Annotated in this window: 27 protein-coding genes; 12 read left to right on the plus strand and 15 right to left on the minus strand. The window is 39.0% G+C overall.

Annotated features, from left to right (window positions below):
* Positions 1–35 precede the first annotated feature (35 nt).
* Together H2677_RS13270 and H2677_RS13275 are read right to left on the minus strand one after the other, a co-directional pair.
* Entirely contained in the window at positions 36–2,186 is a 2,151-nt protein-coding gene (locus H2677_RS13270) for a TonB-dependent siderophore receptor (RefSeq protein ID WP_212638727.1), read from the minus strand.
* Positions 2,187–2,440: 254 nt separating this feature from the next.
* Positions 2,441–3,328: an energy transducer TonB gene (locus H2677_RS13275; RefSeq protein WP_004957789.1), complete on the minus strand. Its 888-nt coding sequence runs from the start codon at positions 3,326–3,328 to the stop codon at positions 2,441–2,443.
* Between the two features lie 244 nt (positions 3,329–3,572).
* On the opposite strand from H2677_RS13275, the gene H2677_RS13280 reads away from it, so the two are divergent.
* The 8 genes from H2677_RS13280 (at position 3,573) to msrA (ending at position 9,602) form a co-directional block, all read left to right on the plus strand.
* On the plus strand, positions 3,573–4,250 hold the full coding sequence (locus H2677_RS13280; protein ID WP_212638728.1) for a hypothetical protein: 678 nt from the start codon (positions 3,573–3,575) through the stop codon (positions 4,248–4,250).
* 193 nt (positions 4,251–4,443) lie between these two features.
* Entirely contained in the window at positions 4,444–5,160 is a 717-nt protein-coding gene (locus H2677_RS13285) for a DUF3108 domain-containing protein (RefSeq protein WP_004916473.1), read from the plus strand.
* An 88-nt stretch (positions 5,161–5,248) separates the two neighbouring features.
* Positions 5,249–5,824 carry a xanthine phosphoribosyltransferase gene (locus tag H2677_RS13290; protein ID WP_004916475.1) on the plus strand — a complete coding sequence of 192 codons (576 nt, stop codon included), beginning with the start codon at positions 5,249–5,251 and terminating at the stop codon, positions 5,822–5,824.
* 158 nt (positions 5,825–5,982) lie between these two features.
* Positions 5,983–6,825 carry a thymidylate synthase gene (gene thyA / locus H2677_RS13295; RefSeq protein ID WP_004957784.1) on the plus strand — a complete coding sequence of 281 codons (843 nt, stop codon included), beginning with the start codon at positions 5,983–5,985 and terminating at the stop codon, positions 6,823–6,825.
* Positions 6,826–6,845: 20 nt separating this feature from the next.
* Complete coding sequence (locus tag H2677_RS13300; RefSeq protein WP_004957782.1) at positions 6,846–7,355, plus strand: dihydrofolate reductase; 510 nt, start codon at positions 6,846–6,848, stop codon at positions 7,353–7,355.
* 20 nt (positions 7,356–7,375) lie between these two features.
* On the plus strand, positions 7,376–8,431 hold the full coding sequence (locus H2677_RS13305) for an Lnb N-terminal periplasmic domain-containing protein (RefSeq protein ID WP_004957778.1): 1,056 nt from the start codon (positions 7,376–7,378) through the stop codon (positions 8,429–8,431).
* A 90-nt stretch (positions 8,432–8,521) separates the two neighbouring features.
* Entirely contained in the window at positions 8,522–8,968 is a 447-nt protein-coding gene (locus tag H2677_RS13310; RefSeq protein ID WP_212638729.1) for an META domain-containing protein, read from the plus strand.
* A gap of 109 nt (positions 8,969–9,077) precedes the next feature.
* Positions 9,078–9,602, plus strand: a complete 525-nt coding sequence (gene msrA / locus H2677_RS13315) for a peptide-methionine (S)-S-oxide reductase MsrA (protein WP_004916488.1) — start codon at positions 9,078–9,080, stop codon at positions 9,600–9,602.
* A gap of 49 nt (positions 9,603–9,651) precedes the next feature.
* On the opposite strand, the gene H2677_RS13320 is transcribed toward msrA, so the two are convergent.
* The 5 genes from H2677_RS13320 to H2677_RS13340 form a co-directional block, all read right to left on the minus strand.
* Complete coding sequence (locus tag H2677_RS13320; protein WP_004916491.1) at positions 9,652–10,056, minus strand: ExbD/TolR family protein; 405 nt, start codon at positions 10,054–10,056, stop codon at positions 9,652–9,654.
* A gap of 1 nt (position 10,057) precedes the next feature.
* The gene (locus H2677_RS13325) at positions 10,058–10,678 is read right to left on the minus strand and encodes a MotA/TolQ/ExbB proton channel family protein (RefSeq protein WP_004958871.1); all 621 of its coding nucleotides are present in this window, start codon (positions 10,676–10,678) and stop codon (positions 10,058–10,060) included.
* A 42-nt stretch (positions 10,679–10,720) separates the two neighbouring features.
* Positions 10,721–11,476 (minus strand): energy transducer TonB, encoded by a 756-nt coding sequence (locus tag H2677_RS13330; protein WP_212638730.1) that lies wholly within the window; start codon positions 11,474–11,476, stop codon positions 10,721–10,723.
* A 233-nt stretch (positions 11,477–11,709) separates the two neighbouring features.
* Positions 11,710–12,576, minus strand: a complete 867-nt coding sequence (gene purU, locus H2677_RS13335) for a formyltetrahydrofolate deformylase (protein ID WP_004916496.1) — start codon at positions 12,574–12,576, stop codon at positions 11,710–11,712.
* Between the two features lie 81 nt (positions 12,577–12,657).
* Positions 12,658–13,359, minus strand: a complete 702-nt coding sequence (locus H2677_RS13340; RefSeq protein WP_004957766.1) for a TetR/AcrR family transcriptional regulator — start codon at positions 13,357–13,359, stop codon at positions 12,658–12,660.
* A gap of 121 nt (positions 13,360–13,480) precedes the next feature.
* Between H2677_RS13340 and H2677_RS13345 the strand changes: the two genes are divergently transcribed.
* From H2677_RS13345 to H2677_RS13360, 4 genes are all read left to right on the plus strand, one after another.
* On the plus strand, positions 13,481–14,935 hold the full coding sequence (locus tag H2677_RS13345; RefSeq protein ID WP_004957762.1) for a coniferyl aldehyde dehydrogenase: 1,455 nt from the start codon (positions 13,481–13,483) through the stop codon (positions 14,933–14,935).
* Positions 14,936–15,103: 168 nt separating this feature from the next.
* Positions 15,104–15,340, plus strand: coding sequence for a 50S ribosomal protein L28 (gene rpmB, locus H2677_RS13350; protein ID WP_004649871.1), 237 nt, complete (start codon positions 15,104–15,106; stop codon positions 15,338–15,340).
* Positions 15,341–15,352: 12 nt separating this feature from the next.
* The gene (gene rpmG, locus H2677_RS13355) at positions 15,353–15,508 is read left to right on the plus strand and encodes a 50S ribosomal protein L33 (protein WP_003654787.1); all 156 of its coding nucleotides are present in this window, start codon (positions 15,353–15,355) and stop codon (positions 15,506–15,508) included.
* Between the two features lie 262 nt (positions 15,509–15,770).
* Positions 15,771–17,486, plus strand: coding sequence for a cation:proton antiporter (locus H2677_RS13360; RefSeq protein ID WP_004916503.1), 1,716 nt, complete (start codon positions 15,771–15,773; stop codon positions 17,484–17,486).
* A 47-nt stretch (positions 17,487–17,533) separates the two neighbouring features.
* On the opposite strand, the gene H2677_RS13365 is transcribed toward H2677_RS13360, so the two are convergent.
* From H2677_RS13365 to topA, 8 genes are all read right to left on the minus strand, one after another.
* Positions 17,534–17,812 (minus strand): hypothetical protein, encoded by a 279-nt coding sequence (locus H2677_RS13365; protein ID WP_004916505.1) that lies wholly within the window; start codon positions 17,810–17,812, stop codon positions 17,534–17,536.
* A gap of 116 nt (positions 17,813–17,928) precedes the next feature.
* On the minus strand, positions 17,929–18,432 hold the full coding sequence (locus H2677_RS13370; RefSeq protein WP_004916508.1) for a DUF6586 family protein: 504 nt from the start codon (positions 18,430–18,432) through the stop codon (positions 17,929–17,931).
* A 68-nt stretch (positions 18,433–18,500) separates the two neighbouring features.
* Positions 18,501–18,860: an ASCH domain-containing protein gene (locus tag H2677_RS13375; RefSeq protein ID WP_212639617.1), complete on the minus strand. Its 360-nt coding sequence runs from the start codon at positions 18,858–18,860 to the stop codon at positions 18,501–18,503.
* A gap of 6 nt (positions 18,861–18,866) precedes the next feature.
* Complete coding sequence (locus tag H2677_RS13380) at positions 18,867–19,112, minus strand: RNA recognition motif domain-containing protein (RefSeq protein ID WP_212638731.1); 246 nt, start codon at positions 19,110–19,112, stop codon at positions 18,867–18,869.
* Positions 19,113–19,170: 58 nt separating this feature from the next.
* The gene (locus tag H2677_RS13385; RefSeq protein ID WP_212638732.1) at positions 19,171–21,150 is read right to left on the minus strand and encodes an ATP-dependent helicase; all 1,980 of its coding nucleotides are present in this window, start codon (positions 21,148–21,150) and stop codon (positions 19,171–19,173) included.
* A 122-nt stretch (positions 21,151–21,272) separates the two neighbouring features.
* Positions 21,273–21,845 (minus strand): HdeD family acid-resistance protein, encoded by a 573-nt coding sequence (locus H2677_RS13390; protein WP_212638733.1) that lies wholly within the window; start codon positions 21,843–21,845, stop codon positions 21,273–21,275.
* A 168-nt stretch (positions 21,846–22,013) separates the two neighbouring features.
* On the minus strand, positions 22,014–22,772 hold the full coding sequence (locus H2677_RS13395; RefSeq protein ID WP_212638734.1) for a hypothetical protein: 759 nt from the start codon (positions 22,770–22,772) through the stop codon (positions 22,014–22,016).
* 88 nt (positions 22,773–22,860) lie between these two features.
* On the minus strand, positions 22,861–25,500 hold the full coding sequence (gene topA, locus H2677_RS13400) for a type I DNA topoisomerase (RefSeq protein WP_130575445.1): 2,640 nt from the start codon (positions 25,498–25,500) through the stop codon (positions 22,861–22,863).
* Positions 25,501–25,506 lie beyond the last annotated feature (6 nt).

Raw genomic sequence — 25,506 nt, forward strand, 5'->3', positions numbered from 1 at the left:
GCGGCTGAATACAATTTCAGCCGCTTTTTCAATTCTTAAAATTGATATCGTAATGTAAAGGTCACATTACGAGGTGCGCCATACACCATCAAATTATCGCCAATGCCTGTATAGTATTTTTTGTCAAAAATATTATTCAAATTGATCTGAGCTTTAATATTTGAATCTATATCATAGCCAAGCATTAAATTTGCTAAAGCATAGGCATCCTGTGTGATGCGTTTGTCACCATCTCCTGTATAAAACTTACTCTTGTAATTTATACCGCCGCCAACACTCCATTTATCTAACTTATATTTAGTGAATAAATTGGCATTGGTTCTTGAAGACATCGTTTGCACTTCATTACCCTGAGCATCTTTGGCATTGAAATGAGCAATACCAAAACTTAAATTCCAGTTATTGGCAATTTCTCCATCTAACTCAAATTCAACACCTTTGCTTTCGACACCATCAGCACTACGGTACGCTTTTTCTGTTGTTGGGGTTCCATCTGGACTCGGTATAAAAGTTCCTGTTTCTTCTGCAACATTATCTTGTTTGGTTTGGAATACCGATAAAGCAGCATTCAGCTTTCCATTTAAGAACTCCCCTTTTAAACCTGTCTCATAACTTTTACCTTCTCGTGGATCAAGGTACTGCTTATTTATATCTCGTTTATCTTCTGGTTTAAAAATACTGGTATAACTCGCATACCAAGAATACTGATCAAGAAAATCAAAAACTAAACCTGCATATGGAGTTACTTCATTTTTGAATTTTCTATTTCCTACACCATCATCACTCTCATATTTCCAGTTTGATAACCGTATGCCTGTAATTAATTTCAAAGGCTCAGCTAAGTTAAATTTACCTGCCAAATAAGCGCCTGTTTGAGTCGTTTTATTAGGAACTTGATAGACATTATTATTTTGAATTGATGCTAATAGCGGTACATTTGGATGATCAAAATCAAGTACCGCATCTGATGCAATTTGAGGATTACCTGAATACCATGTGTCTTTTTGTGCTTGGTTATACATAAAACCCGCCACAATTTCTTGCTCTAAACCACCAATAGAAAAGGGAGCAGAAAGATAAGTATCAATATTATTTTCTTTCGTCTTAGTGGCATCAGACCAAGTCATTAATGTACCTTTACTGGTATTTGTAGTTTTATCGAAACTCCCCCACAAATAGAGCAATGCAGTATCTTGTTTTACTTCACGATATGCATAATTCACATGCAAATTCACATCATTGAATAGATTTTGTTTCAAGGTTGCAAAGGCTGTGGTGGTGTCCGTATTCCAATAAGTCCAATCAGAAGTTACTGTTTTGGATCGATCAAAATCGACGCGTTGACCATTACTATAAAATGCTGGTAATCCGCCCCACCGTACTCCATCACGCTCTAAGTTTTGATAACCAGCCCCAACAGAGACATAGGTTTTGTCGCTGATATCAGCATCAACCACCCCATATACAACATTATTGTTTTTCTCATACCCTTTCATAAAAGAGTCAGTGTCTTCGTGCTTTACCACGACACGGCCACGAACTGTTCCATCCGTATTCAATGGTGTAGAAATATCTGCCGAGCTCGTCCATGCATTCCATGAACCCAAAGAAGTACTTACCTGCCCAGTTAGTTCTTTCGCATTCGCATGCTTTCGAATCATATTGATAGCTATTGCTGGGTTACCAGCACCAGTCATTAAACCGTTTGCACCTTTGACCAACTCTACGCGATCATACATTGTTAAATCAGGATCATTTGCTTCCATCCCCACATTACTGGGAACACCATCAAATAAATAATAGTCGACATCAAAGCCTCGCGCTGTAGGATATTGACGCTCATCCCATTGGTTAACTGACACACCTGTGACGTTATTTAATAGATCCTGAAAAGAACTGATATTGGCGTCATCCAAATACTCACGAGTTAAAACCTTAACGGATTGTGGCGTTTCACGAAGAGATAGACTCAACTTAGTCGCTGTATTTGAACTCTTCGCAGTATAACTTTGAGTTCCCTCTGTAACTGAGGATTGATCATCTTGTGCTTTGAGGCTAATCGTAGGTAGTACAACTGTCGATGAAGAGGTGCTGGTTTCTGCAGAGGCAAATGAAGGAAGTAATATCGCCATCGCCAACATAAGAGGATGGGCCTTAAAAGATTGAAATGTCTGAGATTGATGCATGGGAAATTTCCTTATGCAAAGATATGAGATTTAAAAATGCATGCGCCGATCTCCCCCAGAGCATTTACTTTTCAGCAAAGGAACGCATACAAAACAGTTAAAACAACAATGCAAATGATAATTATTTTTATTATCAACTCAAGTTTTATTTCTGAAATGTAATGCAGTGTTGTAAAAAATGAAAAATGAAAAACAATAAAAAAAGCTATCTAATTGTATTAAATAGCTTTTGATAGATGATTTATTTTTTAAAATTAATGCACTTCAAACTCAGCATCCACTGGATCAAAACGCCAAGTACGAATGATACGTAATTCAGAAATATCCTTCTTCATCGTGGAATCAAATGCACCAAAAGGAGCACCACGGCGCACTGAAGCCTTAGCTGCTTCATCTAAAATAGAATGCCCCGAACTCTCAATTAAACGAATTGCACGTATCCCACCCTGTGAGTTCAGAATAACCATTAATCTAACTTCGCCCGATAACCGCTGTTGTTTAGCAGCATCTGGATAATAGCGATTTCCGTAGAGCTCAACTTTTTGGCGGAATTTATCTAAATACGCAGCAGAAGCATCCTGTTTAGCTTGAATACCATCTACCGTTTTAATCCGTTGTTTACGGCTAAAATTTTGTTGTCGCTGTAAATACTGAGCTTCAAGACTAGCAACCATCGCAGCTTTTGCTTGGAACTGACTTTGTAAATCCTCTAAGGCTTTTTTACGCTCGCTTTGTTCTGCCTGTTTCTGCCAGCTCAATACGGTCATTAAAACTTTTTCTTCAAATTTTAACTCTCGCTTTTGCTGAATTTTTTCTAAGCTTTCAAACTCAGTTTCACCTGTAGTCGCATCAGCTTGCATCGGTGAAGGCATATCACTCGACATGCGATGTGCTTCTCGAAACTCACCAGAACCCTTTTGATCGGCTTGAGCGAGAAAATCAGCATTTTCTACTTTATCGGTACTAGGGCGAATAGAAACTGCGATTTCCTTTGTGGAGGTATCGGATGGAGTTGGCATAGCAAACTGTACCGCAAGCACAGCCAAATGCAGAAGCAATGCTAAAATCACAGCCCCTACAAAAATTGAGTCTTGCCACCAATGAGATGACAACTCCGAACGAAAATTTATTTTATTCCACATGGCATCTTAGCGGCAAAAATTGCCTCATCCCCAACGGCAAAGCCGTATAAAAAGCCGAACCAGTATTCAAAATTTTACAAAAATATGATCCACTTATAGTTACAGTGTATCCATACCATCATTTTATGAAAATGTAGCAATTAATTTTGCTACACTGCAAGTCAGAAATTTATTTTTATTTTTTAGTTATTACAAAGATCGTGGCATTGCTATCTAAAACAATTCACTTTCTGGAACAACTTTTATGCAAACGCTAATTTCATCTGTTGTTAAACGTCTACGTAAAGTTTACCAAAAAGCCGAAGAATTCATCGAAGAAGAAAGAGAGTTTTCGCTTTCACAAGTATTTGTGAACGCGACGATGGAGCGTTATGTCACCGAAAAAGTTGAAATCATTAAAGACCTGCATGCTGATTTATATGATGGCTGGTTAAGACTGTACTCGACGATAGACGTCAAAGGTCTACATACCACCCTTTCTGTTGACTTAAAGCTGTTGCAAATGGAAATGAATAAAGATGTTCAACTTATGGTTTTTGAGCAAATTAGTAACACTCAAGTGATTGAAGCGAGTTTCAAAAACATTTTCCAAAAATGGGGCTTTCATCTTGCGATTTGGTATTACCAAAAGTTTCGTGAGGAAGATCCTTTAGGGAAAATTTTAGAACACTTTGAAGTCGTAACCGTAAAAGATGATTTACTTTATCTAGATTTAAATCGCTGGTTTAGTAAAAAGCCAAGTATTATTGAAACCCTGAGTAAGGTTCATGTAAATCGTGCACGTGTCCGACCAGCAGAATTAATTGTTTGGGGAAATGTGAATCTTACAGCGATCCTCTCCCCATCCAGTGAATTTGATGAGGAAGATGATTTAGATATTAGCGAAGTTACTCCAATCCAGCAAAAAGACTCAAAAAGATAATTCTAAACACCCTGTGGCAGCATGTTATTTATACTCTGCCACAGAAATTCCCAACTTCATGATTAATACGAAAAATTAACAAGCGCTTAGTAAAAAACCTGATCTTTTCTTCATAATCTACAGGCATAATAACAACAAATCGTAATGATATCTGGATGATCCAATCCAATGCTCATCCAAAGGACACAATGCTATGACAAACAAATTTACTAAGTTTTTGAGTATTGCAACGGTAACTTCTGCAACACTTGCTTGTGCAAGCTTCTTTAGCCATGCCTATGCAATGGCGCCATTCCAAGCGAGCTATCAATTTAGTTATAACAACAAGAATTTAGGTTCAGCAACACGTACATTATCTCAGCAAGGCAACAACTGGACGTATAAATTTGTTGCTAAAGCGGGTGGTATTGCTTCTGCATCTGAAACCAGTCAATTTGCTTTCTCAGATAACAAAATCACTTCACAAAAGTTCAGTCGTACCAGTAAAATTTTAGTGCACAACAACACGATGAATATTAACTTCAATCCAAGTGCTAAAGTGATTAACACCCAAAAAGATGACAAGAAACGTTCTTTTGCTTGGCAAGCTGGTGTTTTGGACGAGTTAAATGCTGAGTTACAAGTTCGTGAAGATTTAAAAAACGGCAATACCTTGCAACCACGTTATTATATTTCGGATGCGAAAGGTGTCGATGAGCGACGTTTTATTAAACAAGGCACTGAAAGTATTAAAACCAGTTATGGAACATTTAATACGATCAAAGTCGTGTTACAACACAGCAAACCTGAACGCAATACCGTATTTTGGTTAGCTCCAAAATTAGATTATCTTCCTGTAAAAGTGACACATAATGATGGTAAATCATCCTATGGACTATTATTGACTGGCTATTCGGGTAAAACCAATTAACCATCTGGTCAATTTTAGCTTGCAATTTTTTGGATGCTTTTTAAAATATGCCTTTGCTTGAAAAAGCATCCGTTTAGAGGATTCTCCCGTGTACGCTTTAGAACAGAAAATCTTAAATGAAGGTATCGTTCTATCTGATCAAGTATTGAAAGTTGACGCTTTCTTAAATCACCAAATCGATCCTGTGTTGATGCAACAGATTGGTAAAGAGTTTGCTGCGCGTTTTAAAGATGCAGGCATTACTAAGATTATTACCATTGAAGCATCTGGGATTGCACCTGCGATCATGGCAGGTTTAGAGCTTGGTGTTCCTGTGATTTTTGCTCGTAAATACCAGTCATTGACTTTAAAAGATGATCTTTATCGTTCTAAAGTGTTCTCATTCACTAAGCAGACTGAAAGCACAATTGCTATTTCAAACAAGCATCTTAATTCAACTGATAAAGCGTTGGTTATTGATGACTTCTTGGCAAATGGTCAAGCTGCATTAGGTTTAATCGATCTTATTCATCAAGCAAATGCTGAAGTTGTAGGCGTGGGTATTGTGATTGAAAAATCATTCCAACCAGGTCGAGATGTATTACTTGAAAAAGGTTATCGCGTGGAATCTTTAGCACGTGTTAAATCCCTTGCTGATGGCAAAGTAACCTTTGTTACTGAATAAAGATGACTAGAAACAAAGAGCGCTTATAGAGCGCTCTTTGTATTTTTAAAGAATACAAATATTATAAGCAGGAATAATCAAGTATCATTCCCTATCAAAGATGTTGAGCAGATTAAGCTGTTTAACATGTAAGTTCACAAACGATTTTAGAGAGCGTTATGCGTACATATTTAGACCTTTTACAACATATCCTAGACAATGGCGGTGACAAGGGTGACCGTACAGGTACAGGTACACGTTCGGTATTTGGTCATCAAATGCGTTTTGATCTTTCTAAAGGTTTTCCATTACTAACCACTAAGAAAGTTCACTTTCGTTCAATTGTAATTGAGCTTCTTTGGTTCCTCAAAGGTGATACTAACGTTCAATATCTCAAAGACAATAAAGTCACTATTTGGGATGAATGGGCAACTGCTGAGCAAACTGCTCGCTTCGGTCGACCTGAAGGTGAGCTTGGTCCTGTATATGGGCATCAGTGGCGTAACTTTGGTGCTACTCAAAATGAAGATGGTAGTTACCAACAAAATGGTTTTGACCAAATTAAATGGCTCGTCAATGAAATCAAAACCAATCCGAATTCACGTCGCTTAATCGTTTCGGGCTGGAATCCAAATGAGGCAGGTAAGGTTGCTTTACCACCTTGTCATACCCTGTTTCAATTTTTTGTGCATGATAACAAACTCTCTTGCCAACTTTATCAACGTAGTGCAGATGTATTTTTAGGTGTGCCATTTAATATTGCTAGCTATGCCCTACTCACCCATATGATTGCACAAGTCTGTGGTTTAGATGTTGGGGACTTTGTTTGGACTGGTGGTGATACACACTTATATGCAAACCACTTTGAGCAAGCCAAATTACAACTTACTCGTGAACCGTTACCGTTATGTCAGTTAAAGCTCAATCCTGATGTCAAAGATATTTTCGACTTTAAGTTTGAAGACATTGAAATCGTAGGATACGAATCACATCCAGCAATTAAAGCACCTGTAGCAGTTTAACGATAAGTGAGATCAAGAAAATGGCATGGCAAGGTATCGAAGTTGTTCACGTTGTCGCAATGGATAAGAACAACTGTATCGGCAAAGGCAATGCATTGCCTTGGCATATCTCTGCTGATCTAAAACATTTCAAAGCGATTACTCAAGGTGGCGTTGTCATCATGGGTCGTAAAACTTTAGAGTCTATGGGTCGCGCGCTACCTAATCGTGTGAATTGGGTGATTACTCGTGATCCATCATGGCAATTTGAAGGTGTAAAGGTCGCTCATAGCATTGAAGATGCCTTAAATGAAGCACTTACAGACGTACAACATTCTGAAAAAGCGTCTTTATTTATTATTGGTGGTGGAGAGATTTTCACTCAAACCCTCAACATCGCTGATCGTCTGGAATTGACTCATGTTGATTTAGATGTACAAGGTGATGCACATTACCCGAAAATCTCTGAGGATTTCCAAAAAGTAAACTCAGAACATCATCAAGATGAAAAATCGTTGGTTAAGTTTGAGTTTGCGACCTATCAAAAATAAATAATGGATCGCACAGGACTATGCAGAATATTGGATCTCGTGAGTTTTTTCTCGCTTTAGGAATAGGTCTGCTCCATAGCCTTTTCACCTTATTTGTGGTCCTGTCTAGCGTGTGGTTATGTCTTGCACTTTGGATCCAACAGCCTCTTGGTTCAGTCTTCAGTCGTATTGTGATTGTGGTCTGGACCATTTTTGCTTTAAGTCTAATTGGTGTATACGTTAGTGGTCATCTTTTCAGCCGTCGTACAGATATCATTATTTACTGCCTTGCATTTGCTTGTTCATTGATCTGGTATTTTTCCATTCAAGCCAAGCAAGACCGTGAATGGGATCCAGAAGTTGCACAGCAACTTTACTATGAAAAACAAGGTGATCTTGTCCATTTGCATAATATTCGGAACTTTAGCTGGCATACAGATGGAAGCTATGAAATACACTGGGAAGATCGCAAAATAGATTTAAATAAAATTACAGGTGTTAATGTCATTACTTCCTACTGGATGGGTCCACAGATTGCACACACCCTAGTAAGTTTTAATTTTTCAGATCAAAAACCACTGGTCTTCTCGATTGAAATCCGAAAAGAAAAAGGCGAAGAATTCTCTGCTGTGGGAGGTTTTTTTCGAAAATATGAACTTAGTCTAGTTGCATCAGATGAAAAAGATATTGTGTATACACGCAGTAACGTTCGTCATGAGCAAGTGTATTTATTTCCAATCAAAATGCCCGCAGATCAACGTAAGGCATTATTTATAGAGTATTTACATAAGGCAGATGAATTACGAGCAGAAGCAAAATGGTACAATACTTTAACCAGTAACTGTACTACGCTGGTATTTGATATGGCTCAAGCAATTAATCCCCAACAACTACCTAAAGATTATCGATTGCTTGCCTCTGGATACTTACCTAATTATTTATATGATCTCGAAGTGCTCAACCAAAATTACAGCTTAAAAGATTGGTATCGTTTAGCACATATTAATCCTCGTGCTGAGCAATTTGATCAACAAATGGATCAAAGTAGTGAAAATTTCTCAAAAATAATCCGTTTAGGTATTCCAACAGCAGATTAGATTACATACCGACACGAAATCCACAGCCATTCTTCATTTTTTTAATTCGCAATTAAAATAAAATATTCACATGAATAAGGAAATAAAATTATGTTAAAACCATTTCTCATCAGCCTAGGTTTAGCAACTACAGCCATCGTGAGTGCATGCGCTACGATAACATCATTAAACTCAGCTGAAACGCTTGATCATAGCACTTGGGTTGCAACACAAATTCAAGGCACACAACTTGCTTCAAGTAATAACCCTCGTAGTCCACATATTCAATTTGAAAGCTCAACTCAAAGCTTTAGTGGATCAGATGGTTGCAACCGAATTCGCGGTTCATTTAAAACTGAAAATAATCAATTAAAACTGGGACCTGTCATGTCAACTAAAATGGCTTGTATAGGCGATAATGCAGCTGTTTCACGCCAATATTTAGATGCTTTATCGCAAACACAACGTTACAGTTTGAAGGCGAATACTTTGCAACTACTCGATCAATCTGGAAAGGTACTGATTCAATTTAACTCATCAGCGCACATACACCATTAAATCTAATTCACCCCATAAAAAGTACAGACTTAACTGACTCTTAGGGCTTTACTTTTTTATGGGTTCGTTTACTTTAGTAGCATTCTTAAAATAAAAATTGGGGAGTTACATGCAACAAGCTTTATTTGGCGGTGGTTGTTTTTGGTGTGTAGAAGCTGTTTTTCTACAACTTAAAGGTGTTGAAAAAGTCGTGAGTGGCTACGCCGGTGGTCATATTGCAAACCCAAGTTATGAACAAGTATGCCAAGGTGATACTCAACATGCTGAAGTCGTGCAAATTGACTTTGATGAACAGCAAATCAGTTATAGTGATTTATTAAATGTATTCTTTGCCACACATGATCCAACAACATTAAATCGTCAAGGGAATGATATTGGTACGCAATATCGCTCGGTCATCTATTATTTTAATGATGATCAAAAAGCACAAGCGCAGCAAATGATTGAAAACCTAATCAGTGAGGGTTTAAATATTGTTACAGAGCTAAGCCCCGTGCCAACGTTCTACCCAGCTGAAGATTATCATCAAAATTTTTATGCGCGTAATCCTTCACAAGGTTACTGCAATTTTAGCATTCCCCCAAAGCTCTCTAAACTACGCTGTAAGTTTACTGAGCTTCTTAAAACAGAATAGACATAAAAAAAGCAACTCGATGAGTTGCTTTTTTAAATCCTAAATCATTTTAATTTTCACTGACAAAGGCAATATCACTCAAACCTGCTTCACTGGCACGCGACATCACCTGAGCAACCGTATCATATTTCGACTCTTTATCTGCACGCAGTTGAACCGTAGGTTTTTGTTCAGCCTGTCCCGCTTCTTGGAAACGCTTTTCTAGCTCTTCTAAACTAATTATCTGAGCATCCCAGGCAACTTCGCCATTTTGATTAATGCTAATGGTGATGGCTTTCGGCGGTGGATCAATAATTTCAGCCGTGGTTTTTGGTAAGCTTAATGGAATTGATGGGTTAGCAACCGTTGCTGTGACTAAGAAAATAATCATCAATACCAACATAATGTCGATCAGAGGAATGAGATTCATCTCATTCATACCACTGTCGTGGTCTTCACCCAATTGGAAACCCATTTTAAGCTTGACCTCCAACTAAACTTTGTTGAGTCGCTTTAGCTTCGGTTTTCGTCGTGCTTTCTTGTTGCAACATCGTATCGATCAATAAACTATGTGCCTGATCTTGTAAGTCGTGTGCTAAACCACGATTGAAACGTACACAGATGTTATAAGCAAGTACCGCAGGAATCGCAACTGCAAGACCAAGACCCGTCATAATCAATGCCTCACCCACTGGTGTTGCTACTTGAGCTAAACCTGCTTGACCGCTCTTACCGACAGCAACAAGCGCGTGGAAGATTCCCCAGACTGTACCAAACAAACCAACGAATGGTGCGATCGAAGCAATGGTACCCAATACAGATACGCCTTTTTCCGCTTGAGACTTTTCAGCAGAAATTTGACGTAACAATGCTTGCTCAGCAACCGCTTTACGTTGTTCAAACGTCAATGGTTGTAGTTTAGATTTGAGCGACGTCAAAGCTTGAGCAAGTTGAGCATAAGCCTGTTGTTTTAATTGGCGAGTTCCCATTAAACGTAGAATAAAAATCGTCCACGTTGCAATCGACATTGCTAAAAGGATGAAATACAGAGTTTTACTTACTGCATCTGCATGTTGCCAATAAACTGAAAAGTTCATATACGAACTCCTGATTTAATCTGTCACAAGGACTCAAATTGATTAAGGATTAAACTCAAACGGTTGCTCTGTTTTAATCGGGTAAGCAACGCCATTTTCCATATACGGTTTAAATTTAGCATTTCGCACTGCACGTAATGCTTTTTCATCTAAATTCGGTAAGCCACTACTACGGGTAATACGTGCCGTAGTCACTCGACCTTTCTCATCAGCTTCAATATACACCGTAATCAAACGAGTCTGATTTTCTAAATCTCTCGGGGTAAATGAAACTTTTGGCGAACGGCTCCATTGAATACCAGCACCTCCAATTGAAACACGTTTTGGTGATGGGTCAGCCGCAGGTTGTGGTTTCACAACTTCTTGAACAGGTTGAGGCTTTTCAACCACTTTTTCTGTTACGACAGTACTGACAACTTTCGTTTCAATCTTAGGTTCGACTTTCGGTTCTGTTTTCTGAATCACTTGTTTTGGTGTTTCAGTTTTGACTTGCTGAACTTTTTCGACTTTTTTAGGCGGCGGTAATGGTTTATCAACAACCTTGACTTCTTTCACCTCTTTTTTAGGTTCAGGTTTTGGTTGTTCTTTCGGTTTAGGTAATTCAGGCTGTGTGACTTCTTTAATTTTAACAAACTTTACTTTTAAAGGCTCTTTTTCAATTGGTCGCAGTTCAATCGTTTTCATGTGGCTCACCGCCCACAAAACGCCAGCGTGTCCAATCACAACTGCAACAAGAGCAGCGATGACTTTCTTTTTCATCGAATAAGGTGCGTTGAATGTAGCAGGAGATTGACTCATAAGAATCTAAGTACCTAATAGATGATGATACTTTCGAAAAAGCGATTTCAATCATCGGATAGAACAATAAAAGTGCCGTAATAATAAATGAGAAGTGTTTTCATTTGCAACTATTTTTTTGTGAATCTGCCGATTAGTTCACAACAAGTCACCAACAAAAATAATGTTATAACATTACAATAAATACATAAAAAAAAGCACGCGTTTATGCATGCTTTATTTTTTTAATTTATTTATTGAAAAACAACGGTTTTGTTGCCATCAACAATAATACGGTCTTCTAAATGCCATTTGACCGCACGTGCCAACACGTTACGTTCAACGTCTTCACCAAGCTCACGTAATTGTTCCACGTTATAATCATGGCTTACACGTTCAACGTCCTGCTCAATGATTGGTCCCTGATCAAGATCAGCTGTTACATAATGCGCAGTTGCTCCAATCAGTTTCACCCCTTTCTCATATGCTTGTTTATATGGGTTTGCGCCCACGAAAGCAGGTAAGAATGAATGGTGAATATTGATAATCTTCATTTCCCATTGAGCAACAAAATCTTCGCTTAAGATCTGCATATAACGGGCTAAGATTAATAAATCGTTGCCCTGCATCATGTCATTGATCTGTGCATAAGCTTCAACTTTATTGTCTTTATTCACTGGCACAACGTGAAATGGGATACCAAAGTTTTCAACAGCATCACGCAAATCAGGATGGTTTGAAATGACTTGAGTAATTTCACATGGCAATGATCCACGTGCATGACGCCATAAAAGCTCTAATAAAGCATGATCAACTTTTGAAACCAAAATACCAACTTTCTTCAATTCATTTACAAAAGTCAGTTTCCACTGCATTTCATAACGCTCAGCAACGTTAGCAGCAAAGGTTTGCATCAAGGCTTCTTTACGAGATTGCAAATGATCAAGTTCAAATTCAACACGCATAAAATAACGTCCGCCCTGAGCTTCTGTCGCGTATTGATCAAGTGCGGTAATGTTTGCTCCCTGATGATACAAAAAGCTCGATACAGCTTGCACGATTCCCGGCTTGTCTTCACAAGTAATCAGTAAACGTGCTGTATTGGCAGTGGTCGTGTTCATGTGGTTAATATCACTTATTCAAATCAAATTAAAATCAAGCCGAGCATTCTAGCTCTTTTTTGCGTCTGACTAAATACCTGATCACGACTCATCGTCATTTTTAAGGTTGGATAAACTTGCAAACAAATCGGATGGACCAAGTGACTGGAGCAACTGTTCATAAGTTTGACGACTTTCACCCATTAAATATGGTCCTTCTAAAAACACCATCTGTCTCAATGCTTGCCAAACCCACTTTTCTTCTAAGTGTGTGTTATCACTAATATGCCCAGACATGTACAAGAAGTTAGTCCAGTTGGTAAGAACGATCCACAAGTTAATAATCAATGCCTCAATTTCAGAATCGGTCATCTTCATCAGACCAGCATCCACAAAGGCACGATAAATCTTTTGACCTTGTTGCATCACTTGCCCTGCAAATCGCGGGTAGATTTTTCTAAAGTCTTCGTTATTTTCTACAAGATGATAAACATCACGATGAATAAAGCGATAAGCCCAAAGTTGGTTGCTTAACACCTGAAAATAACTAATTTTATCGTTTGCATTGAGAGGACGATCAACGGGTAAGGCTAACATTTCCAATGTCTCAGCCTGATATTGCTGAGCCAACTCTTTGATAATTTCTTGTTTATTACGAAAGTGATAATACAAGTTGCCAGGGCTAATCCCCAGCTCAGCCGCAATATGGTTGGTTGTAACCGAACGCTCTCCACGCTCATTAAACAACTGCAAACTGATTTGCAAAATTCTATCTTTAGTTTTGTTCGGTTTAGCGTGCGACATCGTTTTTAACCATCTATAACATTATCAATAGGTTATAAAGCAAACTCATAAAGCGACTTGACACTTTAGAGTATTTACTCTAAAAATTAAAAAATAATAAGCTTTATTTTGGTCCACTCCTATGAACAGTCAAACAAAAACAACCGCTATGACACCTCATGTTGATGTAAAACGGCTACATGATTTGCTTGATCAGCAAAAAGCAGCTTACCAACGCCATCCTGTACCAAGTGCCAAAGAACGTATTGAACGTTTGGCTCGACTTAAAAATATCTTGGTAAAATATCAAGATCAATTTGCTAACGCAATTAATCAAGATTATGGCAATCGTGCGGTAATGGAAACCAAAATTGGTGAAGTTCTTACATGTTTGGAACACATCAAATATTACAGCAAGAATTTAACAGAATGGATGAAACCATCTAAGCGTCATATCAGCATGTTACACCAACCAGCAAAAGGTTGGGTAGAATATCAACCATTGGGCGTGATCGGTGTTATTGCGCCATGGAACTACCCGTTATTGCTTTCAGTTGGTCCTTTGATTTGTGCATTGGCAGCGGGTAACCATGCCATGATCAAAATCTCAAGTGCATCATCAAACTTTGGTTATGTTCTTGAAAATGCTTTAGCAGAGGCATTTCCACAAGAGTTAGTTGCTGTTGTAAATGGTGGCGGTGTTATTTCTGATGCTTTCAGCCATCTACCATTTGATAAAATGATTTTCACAGGTTCTACGTCTGTTGGTAAAACAGTGATGGCGGCGGCAGCTGAAAATCTAGTTCCTGTGATATTAGAACTTGGCGGTAAATCACCAGCTCTTGTTCATTCAGCAATGAACATTCGTGATGTAGCTCAACGTATCGCTGTTGGTAAGCTTTGGAATGCGGGTCAGACTTGTGTTGCTCCAGACTATATGTTCTTACCTAAAGGTAAGACAGCAGAGTTTACAAAGCACTATAACGACTTTGTGAATACAATGTACCCAACGCTTCGTGATAATAAAGATTACACCTCTATTATCAATGACAAGCAATACAATCGTCTGCAAGGCTATTTAGAAGATGCTCGTGATCAAGGCGCAACTATTGTTGAGTTGAATACGAAAAATGAATCTTTAACTGACGTTCGCAAGATTGCTCCAACATTGGTGACTGGCGTAACGACTGAAATGCAAATCATGAAGAATGAAATCTTCGGTCCAATCTTACCTGTTCTAGAATATGAACATATTGAAGATGCGATTCAGTTCATCAATAACCATCCACGTCCATTAGCATTCTATTATTTTGATATTGATAGTGCTCGTGCTGAATACGTAGCAAGTCGCACGCACTCTGGGCATTTTGGTATTAACCAAACACTGACCCACGTTGCACAAGATGATCTTCCATTTGGTGGTGTTGGTGCATCAGGTATGGGCAAATATCATGGTAAAGAAGGTTTCTTTAGCTTCTCTCATGAACGTTCAGTCATGTCGAATCCTGTAAGCCCTAAACTATATAGCTTGAAGTTCATCCTTCCACCGTATAATAAAGCGATGCATAAAGTGCTTTTAAAAACACTATTCCGCTAAGCTGATCAAGGCATGATCTATCACACTAGATCATGCTCTGTTTTTACCAAATTCGCTTGTCTTTTAATCGTATTTTTGGTATAAAACGCCCCTTGAATGATTTCATCCGTTTACTTGAATGGCTAGTTGCACGAAACGGTGCTGTATAAACTAGCAATGGAGTTCACCATGTCTAAGGTTTGCCAAGTTACCGGCAAGCGTCCTATCGTTGGTAACAACGTATCGCACGCAAACAACAAAACCAAACGCCGGTTCGAGCCGAACCTGCACCACCACCGTTTTTGGTTAGAAAGCGAAAAGCGTTTTGTACGTCTTCGTTTAACCACTAAAGGTATGCGTATTATTGATAAATTGGGTATCGAGAAAGTTGTTGCTGATCTCCGTGCTCAAGGTCAAAAGATCTAAGGAGTCTGAACAATGCGTGATAAGATTCGCCTCGTTTCTACAGCTGGTACAGGTTATTTCTATACCACTACTAAAAACAAACGTACTATGCCGGAAAAAATGGAAATCAAAAAATTTGATCCAAAAATCCGTCAACACGTAATTTTCAAAGAAGCTAAAATTAAATAATTTTAGTTCTTTAAAAAAAACGACTTCTCATGAAGTCGTTTTTTTTACTTTAAATTTCCTATCTTTTAAGATTTCTTTCTCTCACTGTATAAATGCGCTAGGCTTTAGAAAGTGTTACAGCAATTTACATGATTTTTTTTGATAAATAAAAAAATTATCATCAACAAATTCGATTTTAATTGCTAAAATTTTAAGCTACTTGCTTTGGCATTTTTTATGCTTATTTTATTTTGACCTTAACCGCAACGATTAAGGAGCTTCGATGCCACATGATGTTGATTTAATTATATTACTTGCTGTTGGCTTTGGTATGGCTCTTATTTTTGGCTATATCGCAGCACGTTTACGCCTACCTCCTTTGATCGGCTATTTAATTGCGGGCATTATCATTAGCCCAAATACACCAGGTATCGTCGGTGACATTCATCTAGCCAACCAGCTTGCTGAGCTAGGTGTTATGTTTTTGATGTTTGGTGTAGGAATGCACTTCTCCCTTAACGATCTATTACAAGTCCGACGTATTGCTTTACCTGGGGCTATTCTTCAAATCGCTGTCGCTACCCTCTTAGGTATGGGAGTTTCAATGCTCTGGGGCTGGGGTTTTGGCTCAGCACTCATTTTTGGTTTAAGTCTTTCCTGTGCCAGTACGGTTGTATTATTAAAAGCCCTAGGGGATCGTGGTTTACTTGATTCTGTTAATGGAAAAATTGCTGTCGGTTGGCTATTGGTTGAAGACCTTGTCATGGTCTTGGCTTTAGTGTTGTTACCTGCAACTGCAGTTTTACTGGGCGGGCATGCATTACCCAACACAGATCCATCTCAGAGTATTTGGGTCACGATTGGTATTACTTTACTTAAAGTCACAGGCTTTATTGCATTTATGTTGATCATCGGCAAACGACTAGTTCCGATGATCATGCAGTTTGTCGCTCGTTTGGGTTCTCGTGAGTTATTTACGCTTACGGTAGTTGCTGCTGCAGTCTCAATTGCATATGGCTCTTATGCTGTATTTGGCGTTTCTATGGCACTCGGTGCGTTCTTTGCGGGAATGGTGGTTAAAGAGTCTGACTTTAGCCATCGTGCTGAAGAAGAAACCCTTCCGCTACGTGAAATTTTTTCGATTCTATTTTTTGTTTCCGTTGGAATGCTCTTTGATCCAAGAATATTGGTCGAAGAACCACTCCATATCTTAGCTGTCGTCGCAATCATCATGGTCGGTAAAACATTAGCAGCCATGGCTTTGGTTTTATTCTTCCGTTATCCAATCAATACTGCATTGACTGTCGGTGCTAGTTTGGCACAAATCGGAGAATTCTCTTTCATTTTAGCGACGCTAGGTTTAGCTCTAGGATTACTTACACCTGAGGCGCAAAATCTCATTCTTGCAGGTGCATTATTTTCAATTACACTTAATTCTTTTGTGTTTTCTGCAATTGAACCTGCACAGCGTTGGATTCGTGAGCGCTCACATTTAGCCCGTCTACTAGAGCGTAGTGGTGACCCATTAGCAATGTTACCTGACGAAGTTGACCAATCCTATCTTCGTGATCAGGTAGTGATCATTGGCTATGGGGGTGTTGGACGTCGTATCAGTGAAAATCTGATTGAGCAGAACATCAAAGTCGTTATTGCAGAAGAAAATCGTGAGATTGTTGAGAAGTTACGTGCCAGTGGTATTGCAGCCGTGAGTGGTGAAGCCACTGAACCAAATGTATTGATCCAAGCGCATATTCAACATGCACGTTTATTGGTGATTTCACCCATGGATATCCTCGACATTCATCGAATTGTCGATATCTCAAAACAGCTAAATCCTGAGATACAGGTATTAATCTGTGCTGAGAGTAAGGAAGAAGCCGCTGTTATCCGCGAGGAAAATATTGGTGAGGTATTCTACGCAAAAGAAGAAATGGCAAAGAATATGAGCCATCATATTTTGAATCAGATCGAGCTTGCACATCAACCAAATGCTCATTGATTGTTTGGTCATATAAAAAAGCGTACTCAAGGTACGCTTTTTTATTATTAGCTTAAATGTTTAGGTTTTTCATCAACGACTTCAGCTTGCCACTGATTCATTTGTTTCTCTAATAAACCAAATAGAGCTGCTTGAATCATATGTTGTGCCACAAGAGGTGTTTGATCACCTAAGATCGCTTTTACTTCTTCACTGAACTGAATTTTTACGAGAGGTTCATTTTCTGAACCTGCATTACGTAAAGCAAGCTCACCACCTTCGAGTTGAACCAATTCAAGAATCGCTTCCTGACTACCAAATAATTCTTTTAACTGTTGCATAGACATCTATTTTCTCCATGATTCAACATGGTGGCAAAGCACCCTTGCACTTTACAATCTCACGTCTTACTTATATAGGTACGGCGTGCTTAGATTTCAAGTCAGTTACGATCTTGCTGGAGTTAGAATTCAACCATTTCATTACGAAAACCATCGATCAAATGACTCAATTCACGATGCCATTCTCGGAGAATCTTTGAATCTGGTAACCATGCTTGAGGACTTTGAGTGACTTTAATAATCAGATTTGAAGATGTTTCACTTTCTGGCTCAGGAGAAGTTGGTTCAGGCGCGTATTGACACATGCGATAAGCACGTTTTAACTCAGCAATGAACCCATCTTTGGCCAATTGCTGCAATACTGCAACCTCTGGAGAAACTTGACCTTTATCAGCCATGTGTTCTTCGATTGATTTAAATGTTGGTTGCATATCATTGAGACGATAATAGCGAACCAACTCTTGAAGAAAAGCCAGAATTGCACCATGCAAATGAAAAACTGCTGCTTCGCGATGTGCCTGTGCTTGTTGGATATTGTCAGTTTGCTCTGCTTGTTGACATGCGAGTCGAGCAAAATAGAGTTTTTGATTGGTACGATCGGCATGATAGCGAGCAACACGAGACATAATAAATCCCTATTTCATTTAAAACGAAAACTGATTGTAAAGCGTATTGGAGATGAAAAAAATAGCACTTATAGATTCAATTCAAGACGATAAAGTTTTCGTTTCGCAATTGCATCAATTGGTTGCTTTAAAGGACGTACATTTGAAATAACCCAAGCGAAATATTCATCCGCCCAATCAGTTGCACAAGCTGCATCAATTTCTTGAGCCAACCAAGGATGTACTGACTCGATATCGATCAAAGCCACTACTTTGCCCATCTCTTCATCGCCATCATTATTCAAAAAGTGCGTATTCTCAACAACCACTAAATCTTTAAGCGGTAATTTCTCAGGTCGCCACGAGCGAACCTCTAAGGTCTTTATGCCTTGTACAATTCGCTCAGCATTTGGAGCAACGATCAATAAAACTTGATATTGCTTTATGATTATGGATTAAGCTTTATCTTCAGCTATTTTTACACGAATCCCAAGACCTCTGAGTTTTAATGTATTTAGCCCTTTCACGGCTTTAATCGCTTCGCGTGGATTTGGCATTTTAACAAAACCAAAACCTTTGGATTTACCAGTCTCAGCATCTTTGACTACAACACAAGAATCGACTTTGCCATAAGCTTTGAATAAGTCGAGGATTTCTGCGTCTGTCACCAAACGATCTAAATTGCGAACTAAAATTTTCATGTTAAAACCTAGAGATGATTCACCATGAAGTGAATCAAAAGAAATGAATCACTCTAGTTTAATCGAAATCTATGCCAAAACCTAAATTGATTGTGCTTGAGCGAGCACGATTCGTTTGCCCATATGCACGAGGAATGTCACGATGGATTTGAATATCCACTAAATGTTGAGGTAAATCATTTAGAAAGTAGCTTTCTATTTTTCTACCCAATTCATCATACTGATCTTGTGACCATAAATTTAAATTTTGTTTGGTTAAAATCAACTCATTTTCTGCACGCGTCAATGCGACATACAAAACACGCCTCTCCTCTTCGACATCATCAAAATCCCCCTGCGCCCGTGCATGTGGATATTGATTTGGAGATACATGTGGAACATAACAAACCTTTTGTTCAGCACCTTTTGCAGAGTGAATCGTAATCAAAGTCACTAAGTCTTGATCGGGTGTCTTATCAATTTCTGATATCGAAATTGGGTCAAGTACATATTCTTCTAAAAATTCACCAAGTGAATGATGCTTACGTGCTAATTGTTTCACCAAATCAAAATCTTTGACTCTGCGTGACCAATCTTTGGTTTTGTAGTTATTTTCTAATTGCTCATTTAAAGCATCCAAAGCTAATCCGATACAAGCTTCCACATGCTGTTGTAATACATCTAATTGCATCAAGATCAAAATCGCTTGTTGTGGCACTTTGCCATGTCGTTCTAATCGCTGACAACGTGCTTCGATATCAGGCAACTGAATGAGCTCTTGCGCTAACTTACTTGCCCCTACATCACCTACACCATCCCAAAGCGTCAAAAAGCGCATCCAAGCTAAATCATCCTGTGGATTGACACTGACGCGAAGCAAACTTAAAACATCTTTGACATGAGCGGATTCAAGCAACTTTACGCCACCAATAAATCGATAAGGAATATTCGCCGCAATCAAAGCCCCTTCCAAATACCGCCCGCTAAAACCTGAACGTAATAAAATCATATGTTCTGCCCAAGCAGCACCCTGCGAATGCCGTTGATTTAGATCTTGAACAATCCAATTGGCTTCTTCAAACTCATTACTCAGGATATGCAATTGTGGTTTTAAACCATTTCCTCGATAGGCTTGTAAATGCTTGTCATAACCAATTTGGCTTTGCTCAAGTAACCAATTGGATAAATCTAAAATACCTTGGGTCGAGCGATAATTCATTTCTAAAGTCAACACTTCAGCATCTGGTACACGCTCTTTAAAGTGATGAATATTTTCAAAATCTGCACCACGAAAACCATAAATAGATTGAGCGTCATCCCCGACACAGAATAATTTCACCTTACCTACCAAAGGCTGCAATAAAGCCCATTGCAGTGGATTAGTATCCTGCATTTCATCGACTAACAATGCTGAACAGAAACCCGTCACCCACTTCACCAACTCAGGTGAGTTTTGTAAATGTACCGCCACAATCGAAAGAATGTCGTCATAATCGAGGAAATTACGCTCTTGCTTGCGCTGCTCATAGGCTTTCATCAACTCGGCTATTTGCGACTTATACTCTACAGCTTGCGGTAATTGCTTGAATAAAGCATCAGATAATTTGGTTTTCGTGTTCCGTGCATAAGAATATAAATCACATAATTCAGCAGCTTTTGGCAACACATTACCTTTATCCTTACCACGCAATAAGCGGAACATCAGCAATTGATCATCTCGATCAATGATACTGAATTGTGTCAAACCAAAAGCGCGTGGATTACGGCGCAAAAGATACATACAAAAGGTATGAAATGTTGAGGCACGTAAACCTTTGGATTGTGCCCCCATATGTTGTTCAACTCTCGTAACTATCTCACTGGCAGCTCGCCGGGTAAACGTTAGAATTTGGATCTGCTGTGCAGGTAAACCTTGATCAATTAAATATGCTGCTCTAGCTACAATCGTTTTGGTTTTTCCACAACCCGCCCCTGCTAAAACTAAACAGTTCTGCGCAACCGCAGTGGCTGCTTGTTTTTGTTGAGGGTTGAGTTCATCAATTAGCTTGGCGAGCGTCATAAAATTGGTCAATCAGAAATGAAAGGCTATTTTAGCAGACTAAAACTGCATCTCGGTTTTCAACTATAAAACAAAAAGAGCATGTATCAACATGCTCTCAATATTTCAATAATTGTCGAATGTTAAATCACAGTTGAACTGTGTGGGAGCTGTTTGATTGCACTTGCAAAAGTTAAATAATTAATCCCTTGAAAAAGGATATCAATCGCGAGAAACATACCAAGTACCCAAAATGGCGAATCAGGTGACGATAGAATGAGAATACCTGTTAAAAGTGTTAATACACCTGAAAACAACACCCATCCCCAACCTGAGATAGGTCTTAATATAAAGGCATTAACACTGCGTATAATTCCAGCAACAATCAATGCGATTGCCAATAAATTGGTCAAAACCACTGCCGTAATCACGGGCGTAGTGAAAGCAAAATAACCAGCTGCAATATACAAAACGCCGAATAATGCCCACAACCACCGTGTCCCACCCTGAAAGACCATAAATGCAGCGATAAAATGTAAAATACCGCCGAGCATCATAAGAACACCAAAAAGAAGGACTGCTGATAGTGTTGCAAAAGGTAGTGCAGCTAAAAGAACCAAACCAAAAATAACCAATAAGACACCTAATAACAGATACCATTTACGATCAGCGTGCAGCTGATTGCGAATCAGATCGTTACCCACCGTTTTCATCATTATTTACTCTTTTATCATCAATGTTATAGCTCTATTTTGAGCGTGTTCCATACACGATATTGTATAAAGCATGTTGAGAAATAATGACCGAATGTCAGGAAATTACTCTTTTTATTACATTGATCTTTTTATTTGATTGGTATGGATAAGTCAGAACTTATCCACAGATTATTGAACCCATCCTATTTCTTTTGCTGTGAGCGGACTAATGACTGTTCGTTCTAAATCATTCGGCATTTTACTTTTATGCTCTGATAAAGGGATTCTCCCCCCCATAATTTCGGCTTCAGTTTGAGGATATAAGGGTCTTTTCTCGTATTGAGCATAGCCAATTGGAAAAAGTGGTTCGCCATTGGCTAAATTATATTTATCCGTAGCACCAAAGCCATGAAGCAACTCATGTACGAGCACAACATTATTCTGTCTTTCTTGCTTATGAGCTGCGAATAAATTGACTGAGCCAATACGACCTCGCTCAAGCGCAGTCGAGTGTTTTAACTCTTTTGTATTTTTTGGATCATAATAATTCAAATACAAAGTTAAACTTGGAGAACCATCTATTGATTCATGTTGTTTCCAAGCATAGAAACGAAACTTTAAACTCCACAATATATTATTGATAACACTTAGTTGTTCAGGTGTCTTAGGTGGTGTTTGTTGTAATTCCCGTCCTATCTGAACCATAAAATAACTGCTTTTCCCACGATATTGTTGACTATTTTTTTCTAAATACTGTTTAACTTCATAGAAATCATCTAGCTGTAATTCTTGGATATATTTTTGGGTAGAGGGTAAGCCATCAGCGTTGATGGGATGTAGCAGAATATTGATCGGTTGGTTCCAGTCTTGGTTTTGATCACGATATGCATTAATTGCTACAATCAATAAAACAACTAAAAGACATGCAACCCTAATATTTTTCCACATGTGCGCCCCAAAAGTTTTAAGATTTGATTGATTATTTTGTTTATATAAAAAATGCTAGCGAGTGCTAGCATTTTTCGAAATGAATTATTTAAGCTTCAACCCATTTTCCATTCTGGAATACTAGACTCCACTTGGTTTGTTTACCTTCCGCAGTTTCAGAACCAACATACTGCTCTTGATTCTTACGGCTAAATTTAACAACTGTCGGATTGCCTTCAGGATCAGTATCAGGAGCTTGCAACAAGAATTGATATTTTGGATCAAGTTGTTCAGCTACGCTACGTAATTCAGATACTTTTGGTGCACGCGTTTCACGAATTTTTGGGAATTTACTTGCAGCCAAGAATAAACCAGCAGCGCCATCACGCAAGACAAAGAAGTCATCATGCTTCGTTGAACGTAGATGCTCCATTTTGATTGGGTCTACGCGTGGTGGAGCAGGTTGACCACTCTTGAGCACCTTACGAGTATTGTCACAACTAGTACAAGCGAAATATGGACCAAAACGACCTGTTTTAAGCTGCATCTCACCATCACATTTATCGCATGGGATAGTCGGGCCATCATAACCCTTGATCTTGAATTCGCCTTCTTCGACTTCATAACCATCGCAATCAGGGTTGTTACCACAAACATGTAATTTGCGACCACCATCCACGACATAGCTGTCCATCGCAGTACCACATTTTGGACAACGGTGTTTTGACATCAAATCAGCAGTTTCAGCACCATCATCATCCGATAACGCAGCTAATGATTCGACTGGCGTAAGGTTTAAAGTACCCTTACAGCGTTCTTTCGGTGGCAGATTGTATCCTGAACAGCCCAAGAATACCCCTGTCGTCCCTGTGCGAATTTGCATTGGACGAGAACATTCAGGACAAGCAACATCAGCTACTTCAATAGGCTGATTGCGACGCATACCGTCTTCGCCTTGAGCATTGGTCAGGCGCTTTTTGAAGTCACCGTAGAATGTATCTAATAGCTCTTTCCAGTTACGCTCACCTGTCGCGACTTTATCCAGCTGACCTTCCAAATCCGCAGTAAAGGCATAGTTCATCAAATTATTAAAACTTTCATCGAGACGATCCGTCACGATTTCGCCCATTTTCTCAGCAAAGAGACGGCGATTTTCAAGTTTCACATAACCACGTTCTTGAATGGTTGAAATGATCGCTGCATAAGTAGAAGGTCGACCAATGCCTTTCTTCTCTAATTCTTTAACTAAAGATGCTTCAGTAAAACGTGCAGGTGGTTTAGTAAAGTGTTGACTCGGATCAAGTTTTTCTAATTTGAGTACTTCACCTACTTTTACAGCAGGTAACAATACATCATCATCAGATTTATTCGCACCGCGAACTTTGGTGAAACCATCAAAAACAAGGGTACGACCTTTAGCTTTTAATTCAACATTTGCAGCTTCAACAGTTAAGGTTGAAGATAAATATTCAGCAGGTGTCATTTGGCAAGCCACAAATTGACGCCAAATCAAATCATATAAACGTTGCGCATCACGTTCTACACCAGCAAGTCTATCGCCAGTGAGTGCTACATCAGAAGGACGAATTGCTTCATGGGCTTCTTGTGCCCCTGCTTTATTACCATAACGATTTGGTTGAGCAGGCAAATACTTGTCACCAAAGTTTTGCTGGATATGGTTACGAACCATATTCACTGCATCGTCGCTCAAGAAAGTGGAGTCAGTACGCATATACGTAATAAAACCACCTTCATACAATCGTTGCGCTAACATCATGGTTTTCTTAACAGAGAAACCTAAACGCGTACTTGCTGCTTGCTGTAAAGTTGAAGTGATATAAGGTGCGCTTGGATTTACCTTTGTCGGTTTATCTTCACGCAACGCAACTTTATATTCAGCATCTTTCAAAACACTTAATAGTGCATCTGTTTCAGCTTTATTCTTGAGCTTAAGTGTCTTGCCAGCTTGTTTAACAGCTTCTAGACGAATGTCTTCTTTTTTAGACATCGTGTCAGCAAACACTTGCCAATATTCTTCTGGAATAAAGGCTCGAATTTCACGTTCACGTTCAACCACAAGTTTTACAGCAACAGACTGAACACGACCTGCAGATAAGCCACGGGCAATCTTTTCCCAAAGCAAAGGCGATACCATAAAGCCAACTACACGGTCGAGGAAACGACGTGCTTGCTGTGCATTCACTCGATTTAAATCAAGACGCGTAGGTTGTTTAAAAGCTTCTTGGATCGCATTTTTAGTGATTTCGTTAAATACCACACGGTGATAGCGACTATCGTCACCACCTATCACTTCTCTTAAATGCCAAGCAATCGCTTCTCCTTCTCTATCCAAGTCCGTTGCGAGATAGATTGCATCAGCATCTTTGGCGAGTTTTTTCAGTTCAGCAACAACATGCTCTTTGCCAGGCAACACTTCGTAGTGTGCGACCCAATCATGCTCGGGATCAACGCCCATACGATTAATAAGTGCAGACTGAGCTTTTTCAGCTTTTTGTTCTTCAGTTAATTTAGTACGGGTTGCAGGCTTCTTTTCAGTTGTTTTTGCTCCCCCGCCTGTTGGTAAATCACGTACGTGACCAACAGATGACTTCACTATAAATTGTGAACCTAAATATTTGTTAATGGTTTTCGCTTTTGCAGGCGACTCCACAATCACTAAGGCACGTTTAGTTGCAGCAGAGTTAGAAGCTGCTGTGCTTTTGGAAGCAGAGCGTGGAGTATTCGCCATAATGAA

Origin of the sequence: Acinetobacter junii, assembly GCF_018336855.1 — a bacterium.
Classification (GTDB): Bacteria; Pseudomonadota; Gammaproteobacteria; order Pseudomonadales; family Moraxellaceae; genus Acinetobacter; species Acinetobacter junii.